21 protein-coding genes are annotated in these 21,765 nt (G+C 41.6%); all 21 read right to left on the bottom strand.

What is annotated here, in order from left to right; all coding sequences use genetic code 11:
* Nucleotides 1–231 precede the first annotated feature (231 nt).
* Entirely contained in the window at nt 232–444 is a 213-nt protein-coding gene (locus HXT23_RS05685; RefSeq protein WP_016635898.1) for a hypothetical protein, read from the bottom strand.
* On the bottom strand, nt 431–1,447 hold the full coding sequence (locus HXT23_RS05680) for a hypothetical protein (protein WP_032815502.1): 1,017 nt from the start codon (nt 1,445–1,447) through the stop codon (nt 431–433). The genes HXT23_RS05685 and HXT23_RS05680 overlap by 14 nt, the downstream gene beginning before the upstream one ends.
* Nucleotides 1,448–1,704: 257 nt before the next feature.
* Nucleotides 1,705–2,571 (bottom strand): GIY-YIG nuclease family protein, encoded by an 867-nt coding sequence (locus HXT23_RS05675; protein WP_016635900.1) that lies wholly within the window; start codon nt 2,569–2,571, stop codon nt 1,705–1,707.
* 302 nt (nt 2,572–2,873) lie between these two features.
* Nucleotides 2,874–3,872: a cell filamentation protein Fic gene (locus HXT23_RS05670; protein WP_116285379.1), complete on the bottom strand. Its 999-nt coding sequence runs from the start codon at nt 3,870–3,872 to the stop codon at nt 2,874–2,876.
* A gap of 328 nt (nt 3,873–4,200) precedes the next feature.
* Nucleotides 4,201–4,977, bottom strand: a complete 777-nt coding sequence (gene nucS / locus HXT23_RS05665) for an endonuclease NucS (protein ID WP_422112823.1) — start codon at nt 4,975–4,977, stop codon at nt 4,201–4,203.
* 42 nt (nt 4,978–5,019) lie between these two features.
* The gene (locus tag HXT23_RS05660; RefSeq protein ID WP_422112822.1) at nt 5,020–6,492 is read right to left on the bottom strand and encodes an amino acid permease; all 1,473 of its coding nucleotides are present in this window, start codon (nt 6,490–6,492) and stop codon (nt 5,020–5,022) included.
* A 65-nt stretch (nt 6,493–6,557) separates the two neighbouring features.
* The gene (locus HXT23_RS05655; protein ID WP_422112821.1) at nt 6,558–9,341 is read right to left on the bottom strand and encodes an ABC transporter permease; all 2,784 of its coding nucleotides are present in this window, start codon (nt 9,339–9,341) and stop codon (nt 6,558–6,560) included.
* A 21-nt stretch (nt 9,342–9,362) separates the two neighbouring features.
* Nucleotides 9,363–10,064, bottom strand: coding sequence for an ABC transporter ATP-binding protein (locus tag HXT23_RS05650; protein ID WP_422112820.1), 702 nt, complete (start codon nt 10,062–10,064; stop codon nt 9,363–9,365).
* Nucleotides 10,065–10,115: 51 nt separating this feature from the next.
* Nucleotides 10,116–10,736, bottom strand: coding sequence for a DUF5701 family protein (locus tag HXT23_RS05645; RefSeq protein ID WP_004131086.1), 621 nt, complete (start codon nt 10,734–10,736; stop codon nt 10,116–10,118).
* A 51-nt stretch (nt 10,737–10,787) separates the two neighbouring features.
* Complete coding sequence (locus tag HXT23_RS05640) at nt 10,788–11,855, bottom strand: aspartate-semialdehyde dehydrogenase (protein ID WP_422112819.1); 1,068 nt, start codon at nt 11,853–11,855, stop codon at nt 10,788–10,790.
* A gap of 88 nt (nt 11,856–11,943) precedes the next feature.
* Entirely contained in the window at nt 11,944–12,513 is a 570-nt protein-coding gene (locus tag HXT23_RS05635; RefSeq protein WP_032812249.1) for an ACT domain-containing protein, read from the bottom strand.
* Between the two features lie 153 nt (nt 12,514–12,666).
* Nucleotides 12,667–13,431 carry an aspartate kinase gene (locus tag HXT23_RS05630; RefSeq protein ID WP_004131083.1) on the bottom strand — a complete coding sequence of 255 codons (765 nt, stop codon included), beginning with the start codon at nt 13,429–13,431 and terminating at the stop codon, nt 12,667–12,669.
* A 187-nt stretch (nt 13,432–13,618) separates the two neighbouring features.
* Nucleotides 13,619–14,227 carry a recombination mediator RecR gene (gene recR, locus HXT23_RS05625; RefSeq protein WP_016636081.1) on the bottom strand — a complete coding sequence of 203 codons (609 nt, stop codon included), beginning with the start codon at nt 14,225–14,227 and terminating at the stop codon, nt 13,619–13,621.
* A complete protein-coding gene (locus HXT23_RS05620; protein WP_422112818.1) occupies nt 14,228–16,591 on the bottom strand; it encodes a DNA polymerase III subunit gamma and tau in 2,364 nt (787 codons plus the stop codon).
* Nucleotides 16,592–16,722: 131 nt separating this feature from the next.
* A complete protein-coding gene (locus tag HXT23_RS05615) occupies nt 16,723–17,127 on the bottom strand; it encodes an Rv3654c family TadE-like protein (RefSeq protein ID WP_422112817.1) in 405 nt (134 codons plus the stop codon).
* Complete coding sequence (locus HXT23_RS05610; RefSeq protein WP_020757361.1) at nt 17,124–17,585, bottom strand: TadE/TadG family type IV pilus assembly protein; 462 nt, start codon at nt 17,583–17,585, stop codon at nt 17,124–17,126. The genes HXT23_RS05615 and HXT23_RS05610 overlap by 4 nt, the downstream gene beginning before the upstream one ends.
* 196 nt (nt 17,586–17,781) lie before the next feature.
* Nucleotides 17,782–18,057 carry a DUF4244 domain-containing protein gene (locus HXT23_RS05605; protein WP_020757360.1) on the bottom strand — a complete coding sequence of 92 codons (276 nt, stop codon included), beginning with the start codon at nt 18,055–18,057 and terminating at the stop codon, nt 17,782–17,784.
* Between the two features lie 141 nt (nt 18,058–18,198).
* Nucleotides 18,199–18,816 carry a type II secretion system F family protein gene (locus HXT23_RS05600; RefSeq protein ID WP_016636076.1) on the bottom strand — a complete coding sequence of 206 codons (618 nt, stop codon included), beginning with the start codon at nt 18,814–18,816 and terminating at the stop codon, nt 18,199–18,201.
* Nucleotides 18,817–18,893: 77 nt separating this feature from the next.
* Nucleotides 18,894–19,532 carry a type II secretion system F family protein gene (locus tag HXT23_RS05595; RefSeq protein WP_422112816.1) on the bottom strand — a complete coding sequence of 213 codons (639 nt, stop codon included), beginning with the start codon at nt 19,530–19,532 and terminating at the stop codon, nt 18,894–18,896.
* 67 nt (nt 19,533–19,599) lie between these two features.
* The gene (locus HXT23_RS05590; RefSeq protein ID WP_422112815.1) at nt 19,600–20,634 is read right to left on the bottom strand and encodes a CpaF family protein; all 1,035 of its coding nucleotides are present in this window, start codon (nt 20,632–20,634) and stop codon (nt 19,600–19,602) included.
* Nucleotides 20,615–21,739 carry a hypothetical protein gene (locus HXT23_RS05585; RefSeq protein ID WP_115794075.1) on the bottom strand — a complete coding sequence of 375 codons (1,125 nt, stop codon included), beginning with the start codon at nt 21,737–21,739 and terminating at the stop codon, nt 20,615–20,617. The genes HXT23_RS05590 and HXT23_RS05585 overlap by 20 nt, the downstream gene beginning before the upstream one ends.
* Between the last annotated feature and the right edge of the window lie 26 nt (nt 21,740–21,765).

Raw genomic sequence — 21,765 nt, 5'->3', positions numbered from 1 at the left:
GGCTTAGTTATTATTTAGTTTTCATATCGACTGTCTTTGAACTGGCTCTTGTCTACATACAAGTCGAACGCTAAAACCGTTAATTGAATATCTACATTCATATCTTGACGATGGTACTTGCATTTCCAAATGTTTGCTTGAGGTTGGGTGTAAGATACCGTATTGGAATCAGTCCAACTCTTTATTTTATATATGATTGCGTGGAATGATTGATTTTCGGACTATAGGCCTTTATTTGTTCTTTGGCTTAATCATTCCAGCAGTTAATGCAAGTACTGCGCCAGAAATAGCTGTTCCGAAAACTGCTTTTAAGGTTTTCTTTGTGGTTTCTGCATGTTTATTTCTGCATGCCTCGCAATATTTATGTTTGTATCCTACCGGAAAGACTTTTTTACAATTCTTACTTTTACAATATTTCACTTCATCCGTTTTATTCTTCATCATCAGAACCTCCTATTAGAATCGGATTCCCAGCGCACGGAAGCGCATTAATCTTTTCTTTTATATTTGGTAGTGTCTGTGACCAGTAATTCTTAGAAGATGGGTCTATTAAATCAAGTCGTTCAACTAATCCCGGAACGGCAAGATATGTATCATTTACGAAGTCAGCAAAATAAGTCAAACTTTGGTGAGCAGCTTCATCTTCATTCATTTCTTGATAAGCCATAGCCTCGGTAAAAGAAACCATATTTACCGCACATAAGCTCTCTCTAATTTCGTTCATTCTCAAATTAATCTTTTCAGGTGAATCCCCATTAAATATCTTACCAAGTAAATCTTCTGGCTGTTCTGAAATAAACTTAACATTTGACTTCTGGCTCAACATCAATAGATTTCTGCTATCCTCAGCAGAAGCTGCAAGCTGCATTAAAGCCATAGAACGTAGTTCAGGATTCTTAATTGCCATTGCTTGTAATAATTTTTGCTGACAGCTATATGCTATTGCTAAACGGTCATATTCTTGGCCTTGTCTTACTTCTTCTACAGCAATCTGCACTACTTGTATCTGCTCTGCGATTTGTGCCATTTGCATCTGTGTTGAAAAGCTAGTCATCGCTTGTGTCATTTCAGGTGCCATCTGAACGCTTTTCAATGGAATAGTGGATACAATTTTATTAGTTTCCGGATTCACAAGGTTTGCTATAAGATAACCATCTTTCTTTGTCATCAATTTAAGCGCGCCTTTTGCAAGCTGACTCTTCTGGTCATCCGTAAGAACAGCTTGAAGTGTAACATCTGGAATTGCAGCTTTTACAGCATTTATGAAAGCTGGCGCTGAATACAGCATCTGCTCAATTCTATGAAAAGTCTGTTTTGCCTCACTCATCAATGGTCTAGCAACATCAGGCATCTGATGGAAGTGCTCAGCAATTTCTCCTCTATAATCTTCTATGTCAATTGTCTCAATTTCGTCTGCAGGTATTTCGATTACTTCTTGTTTATCCATTTGCGCATCCTCCTCTTTTCTATAATAGGTGTTGTGATTTGTGAACATGCGAAGCGGTCTTTGCTGTAAAATCCTCTTCAATGTTCACTTTTTTATTTTCAATGTTCGCTTTTTCAGAGTCAATGTTCACAAAGGTGCATTTTAGGCTGCTTGATTGAGCATAGAGCAGGTAAGTTCGTACCCCTTAGAGGCCTGCGTTAAATTGTATAGCTGTTCGTTAAATTGTTCAGGGCTGTGCGTTACGAGATTTACTAGCCTCACAGTTGGCCAAGCGACGTTCCATCCTCCGTTTTCCAGAGTGCATTTCCATTCAGGCTTGCTCCGCCTACAAAGGACGCTGATGCCGAGGGGCTGGAGAAGAGCAAATCAGCAAGCAAGGTTCCATGCTGATCAATTTTCTCGGCATAACGCTCTCGATGTTTTTCTACCGCCTTGCCTGCACTCTTCGTCAATTGAGGTGAAATACGACTGCCTGCAAATACAACAAAACCCTCAGCTGTGCGCTGACCGGTAGCTTGTGCTTGACCGTACCTGAGATAGAGAACGGGTTCATTGCTTGCGGACTCTGGCTCCGATTCTTGCGCCTGAGTCATTTCTCTAAGTGACTCAAAGAGCTTATAGCCAAGTGCTCCCATAACAATTTTGGCGTAGTCGATGTATTCTTCAAGTTCGCTTTCTTTTTCCTCGGTTATGTTGCCAGGATTAGGATCGTTGCCATTTTTTGTTTCGTAGCGTCCAACTTCTGCCGCCATGTTATAGAAGCGGTTTTCTAGGTAGCTAATCTCTGTAGGGCCGAAGCTGTTATTTGATGTGGTGAATGCAATAGCTGCTGTCCACCATCCTTCTTTTGGCCGGTTATGCTCATCGAGACGACAATGAATGCCCTTTCCATTCTTGCGAACACCAGCTTGACCTACGTAACACTGTGGATTACCGGTTTGTTCATCCTCACCAAACAGAAAATAAACACCTGTCTGGTTGAGAAAGTCAATGTGCTTGGCTTGAGCAAGAAGAGTGCGTGGAATCTTGTATGCAAGTCCTGTCCAGTTAGCTAGGGTGCACTTGATAAGACCACTTGGAGTGCCGCCAATTAGGTATAAATTTAGACTTTTACCTCGTGACATAATTAGTCCCTCATACCATCTTCTTCACAATCAGGCAAAATATACGGATTTCCTTCTTTACTGTAAGTCAGATTAAAGACCAGATCCGAGAGTCATTTTTTGAACGACACATTGTCTTGGAATTGCTTAAACAGCTCCATATTGTCGGACATGATATGAGAAAATAACCTGTTGAAGTGCGCACTCACTTTCAGTCCGCGCTTCCTGCTCATCAGAATTCTTCATAGCGTTCTGGTACTGCTTATCCTTAGATGCCATTACGGGAATTTGAAGAATCTGCCTTCTGATATTGTCTTAATGCTTTAATGCTTCCAACAATATTCCCTCATAAACGAAGCAATCACCTGCAAATCTTCACCTTCATAATACCCAACAAGCAACTTCTTAAACTCAGGAACCTTATTTTCTGGAATAACCAACAAGCCATTGCCATGAGAAATCAAATAATGATTCGCAAAAATCACAGAAGCTCTCTTATTCCCATCTAAAAATATCTGCGACTTCATGCAATAAACGCATAATTCAATCGCAATATCAATAGGCTCTTTCCCTCCGACTTTATCTTCAATATTCTCACTAACTTCTTTATCTTCAATATTCTCACTAACTTTCTCACCTTCAACAATATTCCTTATTTTTTCTTTAACATCTATTTCATTAGGAATAGGCGGAATATAAGTAGAGCCACCAATCGCAACAGGAACACCCCTTATACGGCCACCGTCTAAGAAAAACCCCTCATTAACAAGCTTCGCTATATGACTAAGCATGTAATAATCAGACCTGCTTAACAAAACATCCTCGTCTAAAATAAACTCCCAAGCATGCTTCAAATTCAAGATTTTTTGAACGTCACTCGCAGAAACACCAAATACTTTCCCGTTATCTATAATCTCTTCAGTTTGAGGAAAAGTAGTAGCAACACCTTCCAAAACCGCCTGATCGTAAATATTCGACTTTAAGTTAGCCCTTGCAAAAGCAATATTGTTCACCAAATCAGCAGATAACTCACTATTAGAATATCCAGCATTCGCGAGCTGCCTTACTACAGCGCGAAGTTCTTTACGTAATTGTCTAGATTCACTTGCATTGCGAAGAAGAAGATTATACAAATCATCCGAATATACGCCAACATACGTAGACGTCAACTTTCCAGAAACACGTTTTCTGGTGTATAAATATTTTCCATCTCCACGATTTTTGATTTCAGGAGTGCCATCATAGGCAAGCAAGCTCAAGCGAGCATTAAGATCAGCCTTTTTTCTAAGCAATTCTTGCACATCCTCATATTTTGCGGCCATTTTCACACTTCTTTCGCGCGTAAATTGGGGAACATTTATTTAAATAATCTACTGCTTTGTTCCCCAATAATCAAATAATGTAGGGAACTTTTTTACGATTATTTCACCGTTTTGTTCCCCAAAACACAGTTCAAGAACCGCGCCGAATCAGCTTAAAGCCGCCACTAATTAAACCTTTTAACGTTTAGCACTTACAACCACATTTCTAAACATAGCTAATCGTCGTATCAATATCCCGACAATCGTCATATCAAAAACTCGCCAATCGCTGCGACTGTGTGGATGCGTAACTGTGTGGATGCGCGCGAAACGCGATTTGCGAGTATGCCTAAAAAAGTCGCAGCTCGTTTGAATCAGCACCGCGCATATCGTCATAATCCAAAATAAGGCAAGTAAATCCTCTATCTTGCGCAAGAACGCGCGCTTGTGGAGTAATCGTTTGCGCTGCAAAAATGCCGCGAACGGGCTTAAGAAGTGGGTCGCGGTTTAGCAACTCGCAATATCTAGTAAGCTGCTCAACGCCGTCAATGCCGCCATTTCTCTTAATCTCAATAGCCACGTGAACGCCGTTAGAATCCTTAGCCATAATATCCACTGGACCAATCGCAGTAGGGTATTCGCGTCGAACAAGCTTTGCACCTTTGCCAATGCGTTCAATTTGCTCTGCTAAGTAATGCTGCAAATGCTCTTCCACACCGTCTTTAACAAGGCCTGGGTCCTCGCCTAAGTCGTAGGAAGAATCGCTATAAACGTGTTGCAAAACAATGCGAAGTATGTCGTTGCCCTTTTTTGCTGCGATTTTTAGAACAGTTCCGTTTGCAAAAACAGATTCGGCATTAGATTTGGCATTTTCGGCATTAGATTCTTCGCAAGATTCAATATCGGATTCGCCAGAATTGCAGGAATCGCCAGCCTCGCCAGAATCCTTCTCAACGTGCATCGTGCACGGAGCAACCATCCAATTTAGAGGCTTGTATGAGCCAATCTCCGAAAAAATAAGCACGCTTCCGTCTTCTTTAATAAGCAAAACGCGCTTAGCTGTTGGAAGACTTGCATTAAGCCTACCCGTGTATTCTGCACTACAATCCGCAACAATAATTCGCACACAAAAAGCGTAGCATAAATAGCGTAATTACTTGCACAAAAACTATCTGCCCAAAGCAGCCGCTAAATCGCGATTCTGCCAGCGCTGATGCAACGCGCAATAGCCTCCAAAAAGCAAGAGCCAAATAAGGCCGCCAATCGCAGATCCGCGAGTGTCTTCGCTAATAAACAGCGTTATGTACACAAACACAAAGAAAGCAATCGTTAGCGAATTAAGCAACTTATAATGTGGCATAACAAAGCCGTCTGGCATAAAATCAGCCGAAGCGCGGTACTTTCTGTGCGTAACCATAATCAAGATGTAAATCATGATTATTACTGCCGAAGACGCAGAAGCAAACACAATAAACGCGCCATGCACTCCAGGAATCGAGTTAATAATCGGCGAGAAAAGGATTAATGCAGCAGAAAAAATGATTGCTCGCGCAGGAACCTTAGTGCGCGAAACTTTGCGCAAATGCGAAAGAACAGGAGAATTAGATTCCAGAGCAATTTGATACATGTGTCTTCCTGCAGAATAAAGCAGCGAATTAAGCGCAGAAGACGCTGCCGTAATAACAACAAAGAACACAAGCGCCGAAGCCCAATGAAGCCCCGCATATTGGAAAACCATAATAAACGGAGACATATAAACGCCTTTAGAATCGGTAGCTTTAAATTGTTGCCAAGGAACAATCAGCATGATTGAAGCAAGCGCTCCAACGTAGAAAATCAAGATTCGCATAATAATCTCGTTAATCGCCTTTGGCAAAACTTGGCGAGGATTCTTAGTTTCCGAAACTGTAACGCCTACAAACTCAATAAGCTGGTATGCGTAGAACACCATTTGGAAGCTCATCAAAAATGCCAGCCACCCATTTGGCGTAAGCGAGAAGTTGTTGAAAATATTGTCAAAGCCTGCGTGCCCTGCAGGATTTGCAACGCCACTAATCTGTGTTGCAGGGTAATGGTAGCCAATAATAACCATAACTGCAGCAGTTGCAATAAGAGCCACAATCAGCGTTATTTTAATCATTGAGAACCAAAACTCTGTTTCTCCAAATAGCTTTACAGCAACCAGATTTATGCACACTAAAGCAGCCAAAAACGCTACTTCTATAAGCCATTTCCAGCTGCTAACGTCTATGCCAAAAGTTTGGAAGAAAGTAACGCAATACGTGCTAACTGCCGTAATCTCACTCATGCCAATAAGCACAAGCACTATCCAATACGACCATCCTGCAAAATTGCCCCAGCCTTTGCCTAAATATCTTGTAATAAAGCTAATAAAAGTGTGCTGATTTGGGTCTTTATACATTAGCTCGCCTATGCCGCGCATAAGCAAAAACATGATTAAGCCAACAATTATGTACACAAACATAATGCTTGGGCCTGTAAGACTAATGGATTTGCCAGAACCCAGGAATAGGCCAGTGCCGATTGTTCCGCCTATAGCAATGAATTGTACGTGTCTTTTTGTAAGGCTGCGCTCCATCTTGTTAGTGTGACCATTGTTAGTTTGGTCAATATCACTCATTGCTATAACTCCATTCTTTTAGACGTGAGCTTTCAATTTTATAGGAACCCTTAAATATTGGATTATTATTCCACGCTTTTAAGCGAGCTTACGGGGTTAATGCGGTCTAGTGCTGGACTGGTTGACCATTGAACAATAAGAGCAAAAATCAGCGTTGCAAAGCCAGCAATTGCATAGCTTAGCCAAGATACCTCGACTTCAAAATACAGCGCTGGCATTCGCAAGGCGTTTGTTAGCAAGCTGGCAACTAGTCTTCCTAGCGGTAAGCCAACTAGAACGCCTATTACGGTGAGTGCAAACATCTCTTTATGCACATAGGCATGAACTTCTTTTTGATAGAACCCAAGAACTTTCAACGTAGCTATCTCTCGAGATCTTTCCGAAATATTGGTGCTTGCAAGTGTAAAGAGTACGGCTAATGCTAAGCCAGCAGCCAAAGTTACTATAAGCGCAACAACTGCATTCATTAAATCGAAGCTAAAAGAGTGTTTCATACGCGTAATGCTCATAACAGCAAGAACACCTTCTTGGTTAGCAAAATTATCGGCGTAACGCATTTTTGCGTCGTCTTTTCCGCGAAGTTGTAGCATTAAAGCGTTGTGTTTAATGGTTTTTCCATTCTTAAAGCCGAATATTTTTTCGTAGCAGCGCGAAGTCATGTATATGTTTGAGCCAATAAGATTGCGAACTACGGCTTGTAACTTTACTTTTGCGTGTTTAAAGTTGGAATTAGTTATTTTAATATAATCTCCGCGAGAAATGTTAAGCGATGATGCCGCGCTTTGAGAAAGAAGAGGCCCGTTATCGTTAAGCGAAATAGTTTGCAAATTGTTATTAACGTCTTGAAGATTAACCATTTTAGACAACGTTGCTGAATCTTTAACAACTACAATCTGCACGCTTTCGGAATCTTCAACGCTGCTATTATGTGATTTGCTGTTATGTGATTTGCTGTTATGTGATTTGCTGTTAGATTTACCATTATCTGTATCGCTTTTTGCGATTTCTCCAGAGCTAATGTAGGCAGGCAAAATGGTATCAACAAGATTGTTGGATTTATCTTTTTGAACACTTTTCTTCATATTTTGGAATGCATCTGGAGTGGAAATAGAAATCATATCGTAGTGGTAAATGCCGTCATATTGGCGAATGCCAAGAGTTGCTACAGTATCGTTTAACGCTAAAGCACACACGATTAATGCTGTGCAGCCAGCTACGCCGCCAATCGTCATAAATAATCTGCTTTTAAAACGAGCTAGATTTCTTATAGATACTTTGTTTAGGAAGCTTAGACGATTCCAAATAAAAGGTAGATGTTCAAGCAGCACGCGAGCGCCAGCTTTTGGAGATTTTGGACGCAGTAATGTTGCTGGAACCTGCCTTGTTTCCCTCCAACTTACGATTATTGTGCATATTGCAACTGGTATTACAAACGCGAGCACACAAAGCGAGCCGTAAAGCCAATCGTATCGTAAAACAACTCCTGGCACTGTGTACAATCCGCGCAAAATCTTAAGTAGTAAAGATGGAATTGCTAAGAATCCCAGAATATCGCCGATTCCGCCTCCTATAAAGCATGCAAAAATCGCAAAGAAAGCATGTCTTGTTACAGCTGCGCAGCGGCCATAGCCTAGGCTTAAGTAGGTTCCGATTAGCGCTCGTTCTTCTTCTACCATTCTTGCCATGGCTGTAAGGCTCATCATCATTGCCACTACAAGAAAAAGCACTGGGAAGGCATATCCAAGCGACTGAATTGAAGCTACGTCGGATCGCAAGCGAGCATAGCTGCCATTTTCAACGCGAGTAGCAATATACCATTTTGCTTTAGGAACGTTCTTTTGCACTTCTGGCTTAATTTTTGCGTAAATTTGCGCACGAGCCTTAGCTAAAACCGAGTCGGGAGCGTTTTTAAGCATTGGCATGTTGGCTATAGTCTGATTTACTTTTTGATTTGTCTGGTCTTCTATAACTTGATTTGTGCGCGCTTCTTCGCAATCATTTTGCACGCTATTTTTAATTTGGTTTGAAGCATTTGCCACAATTGCGCGATACTTTTGTGAAAAATCGTTAACTCGTCGAGCCTCATCTAGGCGCACAGAAATAGACGTGTATGGAAGATTTTTTGTGCTTTCACTAATCGCATATGTAAAAATTGGGTAGCGAGATATTACAGAATTGCGGAAAGCTTTTGATTGATACCCATTTGGATTGTCTAAGTCGTTTATGTCTAGCACGCTTCCTGTGATTAGAAGCTTATATTTTTGATTTTGACTAGTAGCATTAGGCAAACCAGAGTTTTGTTGCACACTTAAAAACAGCGTACTGCCTATATTCAATCCACTATCGTGCAAAAATCGTTCAGTTACGGCAGCTTGGTGATTATTAGTTGGCATATTGCCGCGCAGTAGATGCAGGCGATTTAGATTTTTAGAATCGTGATTATACTGCACAACGTTCATTGCATAAGATGAGTCGGCATTATTTGAAGGATTAGCAGTAGCTTTAAAAGACTTTTCGCCCTCGGCTTCACTAACAAATGGCAATTTTTTGATTGATTTAACATCGTTTTTAGTCAATCCAAGAGTGGAAACGATTTGTAAATCGTAAGCTTTGAGCTTAGAGTAAGTGTCATCTGCTCCAAGAAGCATATCGTTGCATCCTGCATAAATGCCAGTCATAACAGCAACACCAAGCATTGCTATAACTGCTAGTATGCAAAAGCGACGCCATTCGTGAATCCACATTCTTACAGCGCTAATAAAAACTATTGGCAAAATAGAGTGTGTGCGCTTATTGCGAATCGCAATTTTGCGCTTGATTTTCTTAGATTTTACAGTCTCAATACTCACTACAAATCACCACTCTACAAATCACCACTCAATATCTGCAATTGCCGTAGGATTTTCTTGCACTGTTTCGCTTATAACTTTTCCAGAATGGAATCTCACAACTTTATGAGCCATAGGAGCAATAGCAGCATTGTGTGTAATAATAAGAACCGTCATTCCTTCTTTTTGGCAAATATCTTGCAATAATTGCAAAACAGCTTTTCCGGTTTCGTAATCTAACGCACCTGTAGGCTCATCGCATAAAAGCAACTTAGGTTTTTTAGCAAGTGCGCGCGCAATAGAAACTCGCTGCTGTTCGCCTCCAGAAAGTTGTGCTGGGAAATTGTTAAGTCTGTTTTCCAAACCTACGTCAATAAGTGTTTGAGCTGGGTCAAAATGATCCGCGCAAATCTGGGAAGCAAGCTCCACGTTTTCTAATGCCGTTAAATTTGGAACAAGATTATAAAATTGAAAAACAAATCCAATATCTTCTCTTCGATACTTCACAAGACCACGGCCATTTAGCTTTGTAACATTTAAATCGCCAACAGTTACGCTACCGCTTGTTGCTGTATCCATACCGCCTAAAATATTCAATGCTGTAGTTTTTCCAGCTCCCGAAGCGCCTAAAATAACGGTTAGTTTGCCGCGCTCGGCTGTAAAACTGGCATCATCTAGCGCTCGCACGACGCCTGTACCAGATGGGTACTCTTTTACAACATGATCAAATGTTATGTATGCCAAAATTACACCTTACTTATGGGACTTGCTGGGTTTGCGGGGTTTGCGGATGCTCTATTGAAACAGTGATACGCCACGCCTTGCTGTGCAATATGCGTTTCCAAGCCAAGTGTGCCTTGAATTTGGCCAAACAGCGCCAAGACGTGCGGCTCCTTGACTTATCCAAATACTTGGAACTCTTCCATCGGAGCTTTTTGAGCCTAAAAGATTAAAGCCATTTTTGCTTTCAAGCCAATCAGGATGCTGCGTTGCAATCGCTAATCCTTCTTCTAAAGTCAAAGGAAGTCGCTCGTCGGAGTCAATAAGCTTTCTAGCAACATCTGGCTCACGATTCAAATACGACGTACCCGTATGCGGGTCAATCGCAAGGTAAAATGGCCCTTCTGGAGGCTCAAAACCATCTTGTGGCAAGAAGCTGGCAATATCTCTAGGCGGCATTGTTGTAAACCCAGCCATTCGCTCAATGCTAGTTCGAGAAATCAAAGATTCTGGCGAAACCAGCTCGCGAGTAGGCACAAGAAGAATGTTTGTTCCCAAATCGCTTTGCTCAAGCGCGCGAATGAGTGGCAATGCTAAAGCGCGAAACGCCGCTGCGCTCATATCGGCAACATCTGGGTAGCCGAGTGCAACAATGCGGTCAAGCTGCTTTTGTATTTCTTGCGAAGCAATAGACATAATTACATCTTACGTAAAATTTTCTACAATCGCGAGTGCGACCTAGCTCGATTAATACGCAAATCCGCGTTTTTTAGCTACGATTTCCGCCAATTGTACAGCGTTAAGAGCAGCGCCTTTGCGAAGATTGTCGTTTGTAATAAACATTGCTAATCCGCGCTTTCCATCAACTGCTTGGTCTTGGCGAATGCGGCCAACGTAGCTTGCGGACTTTCCTGCAGCAAGTTGCGGAGTAGGAATATCGTCTAGCGCAACGCCGTCGGCCGATTTCAACACATCGCGAGCCATCGCTGGAGTTACATCGCGATTAAATTCGGCATTAATGCTCATTCCGTGGCCTGTAAAAACTCCTACGCGCACGCATGTGCAGCTTGCTGCAAGATTTGGCAAGTGCAAAATCTTACGACTTTCGTTGCGAAGCTTTTGCTCCTCGTCGGTTTCTTGCGATCCGTCATCAACAATCGCGCCAATAAATGGCACAACGTTGAATGCGATTGTGCGCGCAACTTTTGTTGGCTGTGGAAAATCAATTGCATCTCCATCAAACACAAGCTTATCCGCTCCCTGATCTAAAGCCGCTTGCGCTTCGTTCATAAGTTGCAACGCTCCAGCTCTGCCAGCTCCCGAAACTGCCTGGTAAGAAGATACAATAAGTCGTTTTAAGCCAAAAGCGTCAGAAAGTGGTTTTAGAACAGGCATGCACGCCATTGTTGTGCAATTTGGATTAGCAACAATCCCACGCGGAATATCGTTCAAATCTTGCGGATTTACTTCTGCAACTACAAGAGGCACATCGTTATGCATACGCCATTGAGAAGAGTTGTCGATTACTATTGCGCCAGCATCCGCAAATCGCGGCGCCCACACTTTGGATGTTCCGCCGCCTGCAGAGAAAATCGCAATGTCTATTCCGCTTAAATCTGCTTTTTCTACGTCTTCTACAACAACATCTTTGCCGCGATAGTTCAAAACAGTTCCAGCAGAGTGTGCGGAAGCCAAAAATCGCAAGTTTTTAATTGGAAAATCGCGCTCGACTAATACGCGGCGCATAACCATTCCGACTTGGCCAGTGGCACCTAAAACCGCAAGGTTTACGCCCGTGTTGCTTATAATTGCCATTTTGTCTCCCTTATTCTGCGATTATTTTGCGATTTTCTTTGATTTTTGCGATTATTTAAGCGTGATTTTGCGTGATTTTTGCGCGCGATTAGCGTCCGCTTCCTCCATAAACAACAGCTTCGACTTTGCTTGCGTCTAATCCGTAGGCTGTGTGAAGTGCGCGAACCGCCTCGTCGAGCTGCTTTACTGGAACAATCGCCGCAATGCGAATCTCGGATGTGGAAATCATAAGAATATTAATTCCGTGATCGCTTAGAGCCGTAAAGAAGGTGGCTGCAAGACCGGAATAGGTTTTCATTCCAACGCCAACAACTGCGACTTTTCCAACAGAAGGGTCCACGTCCATAGACGTAAATTGCAATTCGCCGCGCGCTCCCTGCAAAACCTTGCAAACGGCGTCTAAAGCCGAGCTTGGAGCTGTAAGAGATATGTCTGCCGTCTCTGTGGATGCGCTTGCCTGGGCAATCATGTCTATGTTAACGTTTGCTGTAGCAAGAGTTGTAAATACTTTTGCTGCGTTTCCAGGCTTGTCTGGCACGCCTCGAAGAGTAATCATGGACTCGCTTCTATCGTGTGCAACGCCAGAAATTACAGGAGTTTCTGGTCCTAAGTCTGGGAATAAATCGCCCATTGTGGAGCGAATATCTACATTTGCCATTTTATTTGCTATTTTATTTGCCATTTTGCCGCCTTCTGTCTATTGCCTATGTCTATTGTCTTTTCTTATTTACTTTGTATTATTTACCGTCTTATTTTGTGTCTTATTTTGTGTCTTATTTTGTGTTTTATGCCTATATCTTTTAATAAATAATTAACTTAGATTTGGCAGGCTCTTTGGATCTACGCCATTAGGAACAACCAAAGTGCCATTTCTGTGCGAAAAAGAGCTTCGAACGTGCAATGGCATGCTAAATCGTTGCGCATATTCAACGCATCGCAAAGCCAAAACGCGCGATCCGCAAGATGACATCTCTAGCATTGAATCGTAGTCAATAACGGGGATTCGCTTTGCTGTTGGAACGATTCTAGGGTCTGCTGTAAAAACGCCATCAACGTCTGTGTAAATCTCGCAAATATCCGCACCCAAAGCTACAGCCAGCGCCACTGCCGAAGTATCTGAGCCGCCTCGCCCAAGCGTTGTGTCGTCGCCAATCTCGCTAATTCCTTGGAATCCTGCAACAATAGCAACACTGCCTTTTTTAAGCGCGTGCTGAACGCGATCTGGCTTAACAGCGCGAATATGCGCCGCTCCGAATTGCGCGTCCGTCATAAAACCAGCTTGCGAGCCTGTAAAAGAGTATGCGTGCGAGCCTTGCGCGTGAATCGCCATTGCTAGAAGGCTCATAGAAATGCGCTCTCCTGCAGTCATAAGCATATCCATCTCTCGTGCAGGCGGATGCGCATTTACGCTCATTGCTTGGTCAATCAGATTGTCTGTTGTGTCTCCCATAGCCGAAACAACAACCGCAACGTCGTTTCCAGCAGCTTTTGTATCGAGAATCCTTTTTGCTACGCGTTGAATTGCGTCCGTGTCTTCTACAGACGAACCGCCGTATTTCTGCACTATAAGAGCCACTCTAACCCCTTATGTTCAGCCGTATGCTTCTAAAGCACGCGCGTTAGAAGAACTAATCTAAAATCAGACTACAAAATCAGATTACCAAGCGTGCTCTATTTATTTTTATTTTGCAATATATTAGTGGCGTGCATTCTGGCTAGCGGTTGCTTGCGACTTTTCCGTGCGCAATTTCCGCGTGCAATCTTCAAACATCTTGTCTTCCTGCAAAAGCGCGCCCAAGAGTCACTTCGTCTGCATATTCAAGGTCTCCGCCAACTGGCAATCCGCTTGCGAGCCTAGTCACCTTTATGCCTAGCGGTTCAAGCAGTCGCGCTAAATACGTAACTGTTGCTTCGCCTTCTATATTTGGGTCCAGCGCTAAAATAACCTCTTTTACTTGCGCGTCTTTTAAGCGCTCAAGCAGTTGCGTTATTTTTAAGTCTGCAGGCCCCACGTTTGCCATTGGGTTAATCGCTCCGCCCAAAACGTGGTAAACGCCTGCATATTCGTGCGTGCGCTCAATGCTCATAATGTCTTTTGGCTCTTCTACAACACATATTTTTGTGTGGTCTCTTCTGGGGTCTAAGCAAACAACGCAAGGGCTTTTTTCGCACACGTTTCCACAAATTTCGCAAAATCGCACGTTTTCTTTTAAGTCGTTAATTGAGTCGATTAGTTCTTGCGCTTGCACGTTAGAAGACGAGAGTATGTAAAATGCGATTCGTTGTGCGCCTTTTGGACCGATTCCAGGAAGGCTAGAAAATGCGTCTATAACTCTGCCGATTGCGCCTTCGTACGATGACACATTATGCATTTATTTCTCTTTCTTCTTTTTGCGAGTGTGTGCGTTTTTAGGATTATTTGGGTCGCTTGCGCTGAATTCTTTTACAGATTTGACTTCAAACATTTTTTCCAAGTCGTCTATACTCAAATTTGTAGCGGATTCTAAAGACTCGTCTTGCATTGAGCATTCGTCTTCTTGAGCGCCATTTATGACTTCTAAAGAATGAGTTTGCGCTTGCGGTGAAACTTGCGGTGAAACTTGCGATTGCTGAGCTTCTTTCGCTGCATGCGTTTCTTGCACGTTTTGCGCACTGTTAAATGACTTTATTGCTTGCTTTTCTTGTTGACTAGGCAGTGCTTGCGGTTGCTGAGTTTGAGCTTGCGCTTGCGATGAAACTTGCGCTTGCGATTTATCTTGCGACTGTGTATATGCAATCGCATCTCCCATTGGAGCAGAAGCCATACTGGCCCAAGCGTCCTCTTGCGATTCGTCTAAAGAATTATCTAAAGAATTATCTAAAGCGTTATCGCCGCCTAAAGGGCTATCAGCGCTCAACTCGCTTTTTTCGCTTGTTTTTTTGCCAAATCCTTTTACAATTCCAGCTTTGCGCATAAGTAATTCGCGCTTAACTTGCGCAAGCTTTTGCGGATCCATTTTTGCTACAGACTCAACTTTTTGCCCGTTTTCTGCAACCGAATCAGGCGCGATTGAAACGTCTTTACCAAAAACGTCTTTTACTTTGCTCATAACAACAACTGGAACTTTTTTGCCATCGTAAGGAGCAGTTGTGCAAAGAGCAAGCGCAAAAGCATGCTGACTTATAGGTTCGTCAAAAGTTAATACAAGCTTTCTTTTTAGCGGATTGCTTTCATCTAATCTAACTTTTGGAACGTGATTTCGCTCTACGTATTCGCGAACGTCGTTTGGAAGACTTTTAACAAGATTGTTCCAAGATTCGTCAACGTCTAAAATTTGAGGCGCGTTTGAGTTTGCATTCACATTTGAGTTTGCATTCACATTTGCGTTTTCTGGCTGTTCTGGCCACTTTGCAACTGTTTCATCATTTTCAATCGCATTTGTAATAACAGATTTTTGAGTGTTTTGCGCATTGTTCTGAGTAGTGTTTTGCGCATTGTTCTGCATTATGCTTGCAGACTCGGTTGCGCTTGTAAACCCAGCTGCATTTGCATTTTTAGTTGCATCGGACGAGCCAATAAAATGCTTTACGTTCGCTTTTGGCGCTTCAACATTTTTTGCATAAACTTGCGTTTTAACGTTTTCACTCGAATCCGTTCTAGTGCAAAGCAGGCGCGCAACAAGAATTTCAAGATTCATTCTAGGCGAAACGGCATTTGCCATCCCAGCAAAAGCATTATTTACGATTTCTGCCATTCTAGACAAGCTTTGCAAAGTGAGCTGACTTGACTGACGTTGCAAATCTTGCATGTCTTCTGGAGATAAATCCCCAAGCAAGTTTTTAGCACTATCTATTCCAGCGGAAGCCAGTAGCAACAAATCGCGCAAGCGACCAAGCAAATCTTCTACAAACTTGCGACTATCGAAGCCTCCAACAATAACTTTTTGCACAGTTTCGTAAAGTTTTGCTCCATCTTTTTCAATAAGAGCGTCAACAACATCCCCAATTAAATTAGAAGGCGTAAATCCAAGAAGAGCAACTGCAGAATCTAGCGATATAACGCCATCTACGGAGCCAATCATCAATTGATCTAGCACAGAAAGAGTATCTCGCATCGATCCGCCGCCTGCTCGCATAGCAAGTCGTAATACGCCTTTTTGCGCGTTAATTCCTTCTTTTTGGCAAATGTTTTCTAAATACGGACCCATTACTTCTGGTGGCACAAGTCTAAACGGGTAGTGGTGAGTTCTGGAGCGGATTGTTCCAATCACCTTATCTGGCTCAGTCGTAGCAAAAATAAACATAACGTGCTCGGGCGGCTCTTCCACAATCTTAAGCAAAGCGTTAAAGCCTTGAGGAGTTACCATATGAGCTTCGTCTAAAATAAAAATCTTATATCTATCTCTTGCTGGTGCAAATCCTGCGCGCTCGCGCAATTCTCTAGCGTCGTCAACACCATTGTGGCTTGCTGCGTCTATTTCTACAACATCTATAGAACCTGGACCGCCTGTTGCAAGATCTTTACAGCTTTGGCATTTTCCGCACGGCTTAGAAGTTGGTCCTTGTTCACAATTAATGCATCGCGCTAAAATTCGTGCCGAACTTGTTTTTCCGCATCCGCGCGGACCAGAAAATAGGTACGCGTGCGTAATTTTGCCTTGATCAAGCGCTCTAATAAGCGGAATCGTAACCTGATTTTGACCAATAACACCTTCAAAAGTGTCTGGTCTATATCTTCGATACAACGCAAGTGCCATAACTATAACCTACCGCCAACTAGATATTAACTTAAATCCGCTTACTGTTTAAGCAAATCATCTGTTCCATTTTAAGCATCTAAGCACTAACATGCTAACGATGCGCACTCTACTACATGCTACATTATGGTTCACTCGCTACAATCAACTAAACCTGCTTTAGCGCTTACGGTTATTCTAGAGGCCATTGGAACGTGTAAAGGAACGCTTAATTTTAGAGATACGTCGTTATCTTTTTCCACACAAGACTCGATTTTTGCATTGTTTGCTGTAGCCGTGTTTTGCGCGATTTTGCAAGCATTTCCGTGCATGTTTTGTATAGCAACCGCTCCCGATATTGCTGCCGCATTTGCTAACGCGTAGGCGCGATGTTTGGAAACAAGAATCGTTCCAATAACCGCACAAAGAACCAGAATAGAGCAGATTGCGGTTACTAATCCTATGCCAAGCATAGTTCCAGATCCGCAATCCGCTCCGCGTGAATGTTTAGCTTCTAAGCATTGCGTTATTAATTGCTTAGCTCTTTTTTGACTCATATTAAAACCTGACTAATGCGCGCTTCTACTTGCATTGGTAAAACCTTCAGCGGGTCTGGCACGACTGGGCAACTAACAACAATATTTGCCATATTTCCAACATATTCGACTTTTACAGAACTATTTTTTCCAGATACTTTATGCACTATGTTTTGAGCTTCTTTAGAATCGTGTGTAGATGCAATATAATAGGCAACTTGGCCTGCAGCATCGTTGCAATTCATTGTATTTACTACTGATTTGCCTACAAAAATTAACACTATAGCAAGAATTGCAACTGTAGGTAGAATAATCGCAAATTCTGCGGTTACTGCACCTGAATCTTTAACATTTTTAATATTTTTAGCATCTTTAGTGAATTTAGTGCTTTTAGTGTGATTGTAACTATTTATGCTCGTATTTTTTGCATTCCTTTTGTTGAAAATATTCAAAAACGTATAATTCTTCATTTTTCTCATTTCTTTCGCATTAGTGAATCTCCATATTAGTGTTTATGCTTAGCTCTTTAGCATTCGTTTAATCTTGTTTAACTGAATCTTGTTTAACTGAATCTTGTTTAACTGAATCTTGTTTAATCTCATCAAATCTTGTTAAATATCAACAAGAGCTTAGTAATGTTTCACGCAATGTTTCACGCGTATATTCTTCTGTACATTAGCTAACGTGCAAAGCTCTTTTAACAAGTTCGCCAATAGCTTTGTGCACAGCATCTGACTTAGCAATAGCAATAAGAACTGTTGCAAAAGCTGTAGCAGCTATAAGAACAACCGCATATTCTGCAGTAACCGCTCCTTCGTCTAGTTTCTTTAGACTGTTATCCAAGCGGCTTTGCATACTATTGCACGCCTGTTCTGCTTTAATCAATCCTTTGTTTGCGTTTATTGTAAACTCGCAACAAAGTTTTGAAAATGCTTTAGCAATTGTTTTCATGTTACTTACCTTCCTTTCTTTTATTTATTGTTTATTTTTTTTTATTTATGTACCCAGTTTGGATACAAATTTTTTAAGTGCCATTTTTAAGACTTTTATATGCGACTTTTTATATAAAATCGTTTTCACTGCGATTTTTCACTAGTGCATAAATGATGCAACTGTTGGCAAAATGCCAACAAAAATAAACGCTGGCAAAAAGCACAATCCAACTGGCAAAAGAAGTCGTACAGAAAGTTTAGAACTTTCTTTTTTTGCAACGTTCTTCATTGATTGCTCGTAGTTTTGCAAAACGGCGTTAAGTACTGGTACGGGGGAGCTTCCGTAAATCCAAGATTCACGCAAAGAATTTTTTAGCCATGTGCTTAAAATCAAAGACGTGTAAGCGTTCTTATCTTTTTTACTAAAGCAAACATGTGGCTCGCTCCACGCTTCTCTCCAAGTGCTGCCAGAGATAAGTGCCTTAGAAACGCGACTTAGCCAAATTCCTTTTGATGCAGGCAAAGAACAACCAACTACGTCTAGCGCTCTAGTTATTGCAACACCACTTTTTAGTGCAACTATTATCATTTGCAAACCAAGAATCGGATCTATATCGCTTATTATGTTTTGTCTAAAATCGTAAGTGTTTTGCATAAAAACGCTCGGTTTAACGGCGCGCTCATAGAGTGAGCTAGATGCCATTTGCTTAGAAAAAAGTTTGCACAAAATAATTATGTATGCAACTAAAATAAGCCAAATAATAATTGCTCTTAGCATTTATCCTCCTTTACTGCATTAAGTTTTGACTAAAAATACTTCTTTGATTACTTCGTAGATTATTTTTTGATTGCGTTTTAATTGCCATTAAAAGAAGCAGATTGCATTGCATTTCTAGAATTTTTAAGAATGCGCGCAACCCAAATAACTCCAATCGCGTAAAATGCCATTCCAACGCCTAAAAGCGTATAGCCTTTGTAGCTAGTAAAAATCATTAGTATTGGGTTTGCTCCTAAAAGCTGACCAGTTAAAAGAGACAAAAACGGCAGTGCAATAAGTAACTTAATAGTGGCTTTTGGCATTGCAAAAACTTCCGCGCTTAAGTCATCAACCCTTTTGTTTGCATAATAAGAATCCGCAACAGCTTGAACGCAATCTGCCATTGGGCAGCCAATCGAATTACTCAACTTGTATACACTCATAAGAGATTGCGCTATTTTACGAATGTCTTTCTGTTTTTTGGCATTTTTATAATTTTTTGTATTTTTTGTGTTCTTCGCGTTTTTGAAAGAGCTATCTAAACTAGACGTGATTGTGCTTTCGCTTAGTCTAGAGTCAATCCACTTTAATATTGATTCTGCGTTTATTTGTTTGTTGTATGCTTTGCGCGCATCGCCATTAACATTGCAATCGGAGCATACGCTAATAATCGACTCAAACGAAGCTCCCGATTTTAATGATGCAACAAGAGATGCTAACGACTCTTCAATACTCATGTTAAATCCTTTGTTAGCTTATTTTGATTGTTAGTTTGCTTGTTTTGCCTGTTTTGCTTTTTGATTGTTAAGCTCTTAAAACGATTTGCGAATTTAGTGGCAAATGCCATTTAGATGAAAAATCTTTCCACTCTAAAGTGGCCTCTATTTGTGCGCCTTTAACTCTTAAAACAGGAACGCCTTCCAGCGCACCAGAATCATTAGATCTTAAAACTCCAAGCTCTTTTACAACGCGTATCCCATTTACGCGCTCAACGTGAATAACAACATCGAATGCGTCTGCAGCAAGAGCGCAAAGTGCCATTGGCTCCAGCCCTGCTAGCAAGCCCAAGGCCATTAATCGCGCTGGAACTTTTTGCACTTTATCTGCGTGCAAAGTCGTCATTCCGCCTTTGTGTCCGCATGTAAAAACGCGCAATAAATCAGCGATTTCTTTTCCTCTGCATTCTCCTAAAATGATTCTGTCTGGTCGCATTCGCAAAGTGGCTTTTACAAGCTCTTGTAAATCAATGCATCCTGCGCCTTCAACGTTTGCTTCTCTTGTTGCTAAAGAAACGTAATCATTAGAAACGCATCCCAATTCCCTAGTTTCTTCAACAGTAACTATTCTGTCTTTTGGATTACAAGAAGCTAACAGAGCCTTCATAAGTGTTGTTTTTCCCGAACCCGTGCTACCTGTAATCAAAATATTTGCGCGACTTTCAACAAGTAAATAAAGAATTCTAGATAGTTCAATCGGAAACATGCCTTTGCTGCTAAGCTCCGTTAAACAATAGTGTTTTAACGCGGGGAAACGAATCGAAATAGCAGCTCCGCTCAAAACTATTGGTGCAATAAGAGCGTGAATGCGCACGCCAAGTGGGCTAGAAGCGTCTGCAATCGGGCATGCGTCGTCTAATCGTTTACCCAATTGAGCACAAAGCCAGACTGCATATTCGCGCAAAACGCTGGGATTATCAAACGGGATTCTTGGATTGTATTCATTAAGGCCCAGACCAAAGTCTGCCCAAACTCTTCCCTCGTCTGTAACAACAATATCCGTTACATTTGGATTATCTGCAATATCTTGCAAAATTCCAAAATCAATATCTTGTAAAGCCATGCCTACCACCCACTATTTTTGAAAATCTGCCAAACGCATAAGAAGAATCACCTTGTGTACTAGATGCCATTAAACCCGATTTGCGCGAGTCGCCAAGTAGCCATATGGTGATTTTTTCTACCGCACTTTGCGCGCATTTTGGTATGCTTCTAATCCCATATCCGCCAATTATGTCTTCGTACATCTTAGAATCGTGACCAATTGGGCCTTCTACATTGCAAAGTAAATAATCACAAGCTTCTGTAATCTCTACTGGGCAAAATCTGCTAGAAAGCCCGCGTGGATTTAAGCCTGCAACAATATAAGTTAGATTCTCGGCGTAATTTTTATGATCCGACTCTAGATTTTTTAGATGCGCTCGCAATCGAGCTAAACCTAAAACGCTAAGTTCCGATGCAAAAATTGTTGGAACATTCGCTAGAGTTGGAAGACTTTGTAAAAGCCTTCTTGCTGAAAATCCAGATCCAATATCTACAATCACAACGTCGCAAGCTTTAGCAAGACCTCTAATTGCAGCCTCAATAACCCACGGTTTAGGCTCCTGATTTTTCCAAGGAGAATAGGCCAAAATATCCACGTTGTTCCAGTGCAAAAGCTCGCAACGCAAAACGTAGCCGTCTAATCTTCCTAAAGGAGCTTGAACCTCTTGCAATCTTCTGCCTTCGTCTTGCTCTAATCCAAGCAAAACATCTAAACCGCCATTAGAAATATCTGCGTCGATTAAAGCTACAACGTATTTTTTACTAGCAATATTACTTGCAAGAAGTGCAAGAGTAGTACTTAAGCCAATCCCGCTATTTGCTGCTGAACCAATTACAACATTTTTTGGAAAAGGCTTTAGTGAATAGTTCAAGCTTCCAGTAGTTTCTTGAGCAACACTATTGTCTTTAAGAACACGATTATTTATAACGCCAAAATCTTTGTTAAACGTAGGATTTTCAGCCAGTTCATAACTGCGATTAAAAGATGCAATAACAGTTGAGTCGTTAACATTGTTAGACTGATTAATGGCGTTTTTAAGCGCACTCGCCTGCGGAGGGTACGTGTTAAGTACCCTAGCGGCGCACGAAGGCGCATCGTAGTTATCAATACTCATATTGCTCATGCAGCTATTGAATCGCATACAAAATA

The sequence above is a fragment of the Gardnerella sp. DNF00257 genome, from assembly GCF_049262745.1.
Taxonomy (GTDB): domain Bacteria; phylum Actinomycetota; class Actinomycetes; order Actinomycetales; family Bifidobacteriaceae; genus Bifidobacterium; species Bifidobacterium piotii.
This window is presented reverse-complemented; position numbering and strand designations above follow the sequence as displayed.

Bases quoted from the DNA above. Each gene is read 5' to 3' on its own strand.
- HXT23_RS05610 (WP_020757361.1), bottom strand. From the start codon at position 17,585: ATGAGAAAAATGAAGAATTATACGTTTTTGAATATTTTCAACAAAAGG.
- HXT23_RS05680 (WP_032815502.1), bottom strand. From the start codon at position 1,447: ATGGATAAACAAGAAGTAATCGAAATACCTGCAGACGAAATTGAGACA.
- HXT23_RS05675 (WP_016635900.1), bottom strand. From the start codon at position 2,571: ATGTCACGAGGTAAAAGTCTAAATTTATACCTAATTGGCGGCACTCCA.
- HXT23_RS05660 (WP_422112822.1), bottom strand. From the start codon at position 6,492: ATGAGTGATATTGACCAAACTAACAATGGTCACACTAACAAGATGGAG.
- HXT23_RS05585 (WP_115794075.1), bottom strand. From the start codon at position 21,739: ATGAGCAATATGAGTATTGATAACTACGATGCGCCTTCGTGCGCCGCT.
- HXT23_RS05600 (WP_016636076.1), bottom strand. From the start codon at position 18,816: ATGCTAAGAGCAATTATTATTTGGCTTATTTTAGTTGCATACATAATT.
- HXT23_RS05615 (WP_422112817.1), bottom strand. From the start codon at position 17,127: ATGAGTCAAAAAAGAGCTAAGCAATTAATAACGCAATGCTTAGAAGCT.
- HXT23_RS05635 (WP_032812249.1), bottom strand. From the start codon at position 12,513: ATGGCAAATGTAGATATTCGCTCCACAATGGGCGATTTATTCCCAGAC.
- HXT23_RS05670 (WP_116285379.1), bottom strand. From the start codon at position 3,872: ATGGCCGCAAAATATGAGGATGTGCAAGAATTGCTTAGAAAAAAGGCT.
- HXT23_RS05685 (WP_016635898.1), bottom strand. From the start codon at position 444: ATGATGAAGAATAAAACGGATGAAGTGAAATATTGTAAAAGTAAGAAT.
- HXT23_RS05605 (WP_020757360.1), bottom strand. From the start codon at position 18,057: ATGAAAACAATTGCTAAAGCATTTTCAAAACTTTGTTGCGAGTTTACA.
- HXT23_RS05645 (WP_004131086.1), bottom strand. From the start codon at position 10,736: ATGTCTATTGCTTCGCAAGAAATACAAAAGCAGCTTGACCGCATTGTT.
- HXT23_RS05590 (WP_422112815.1), bottom strand. From the start codon at position 20,634: ATGGCTTTACAAGATATTGATTTTGGAATTTTGCAAGATATTGCAGAT.
- recR (WP_016636081.1), bottom strand. From the start codon at position 14,227: ATGCATAATGTGTCATCGTACGAAGGCGCAATCGGCAGAGTTATAGAC.
- HXT23_RS05640 (WP_422112819.1), bottom strand. From the start codon at position 11,855: ATGGCAATTATAAGCAACACGGGCGTAAACCTTGCGGTTTTAGGTGCC.
- HXT23_RS05595 (WP_422112816.1), bottom strand. From the start codon at position 19,532: ATGAGTATTGAAGAGTCGTTAGCATCTCTTGTTGCATCATTAAAATCG.
- HXT23_RS05620 (WP_422112818.1), bottom strand. From the start codon at position 16,591: ATGGCACTTGCGTTGTATCGAAGATATAGACCAGACACTTTTGAAGGT.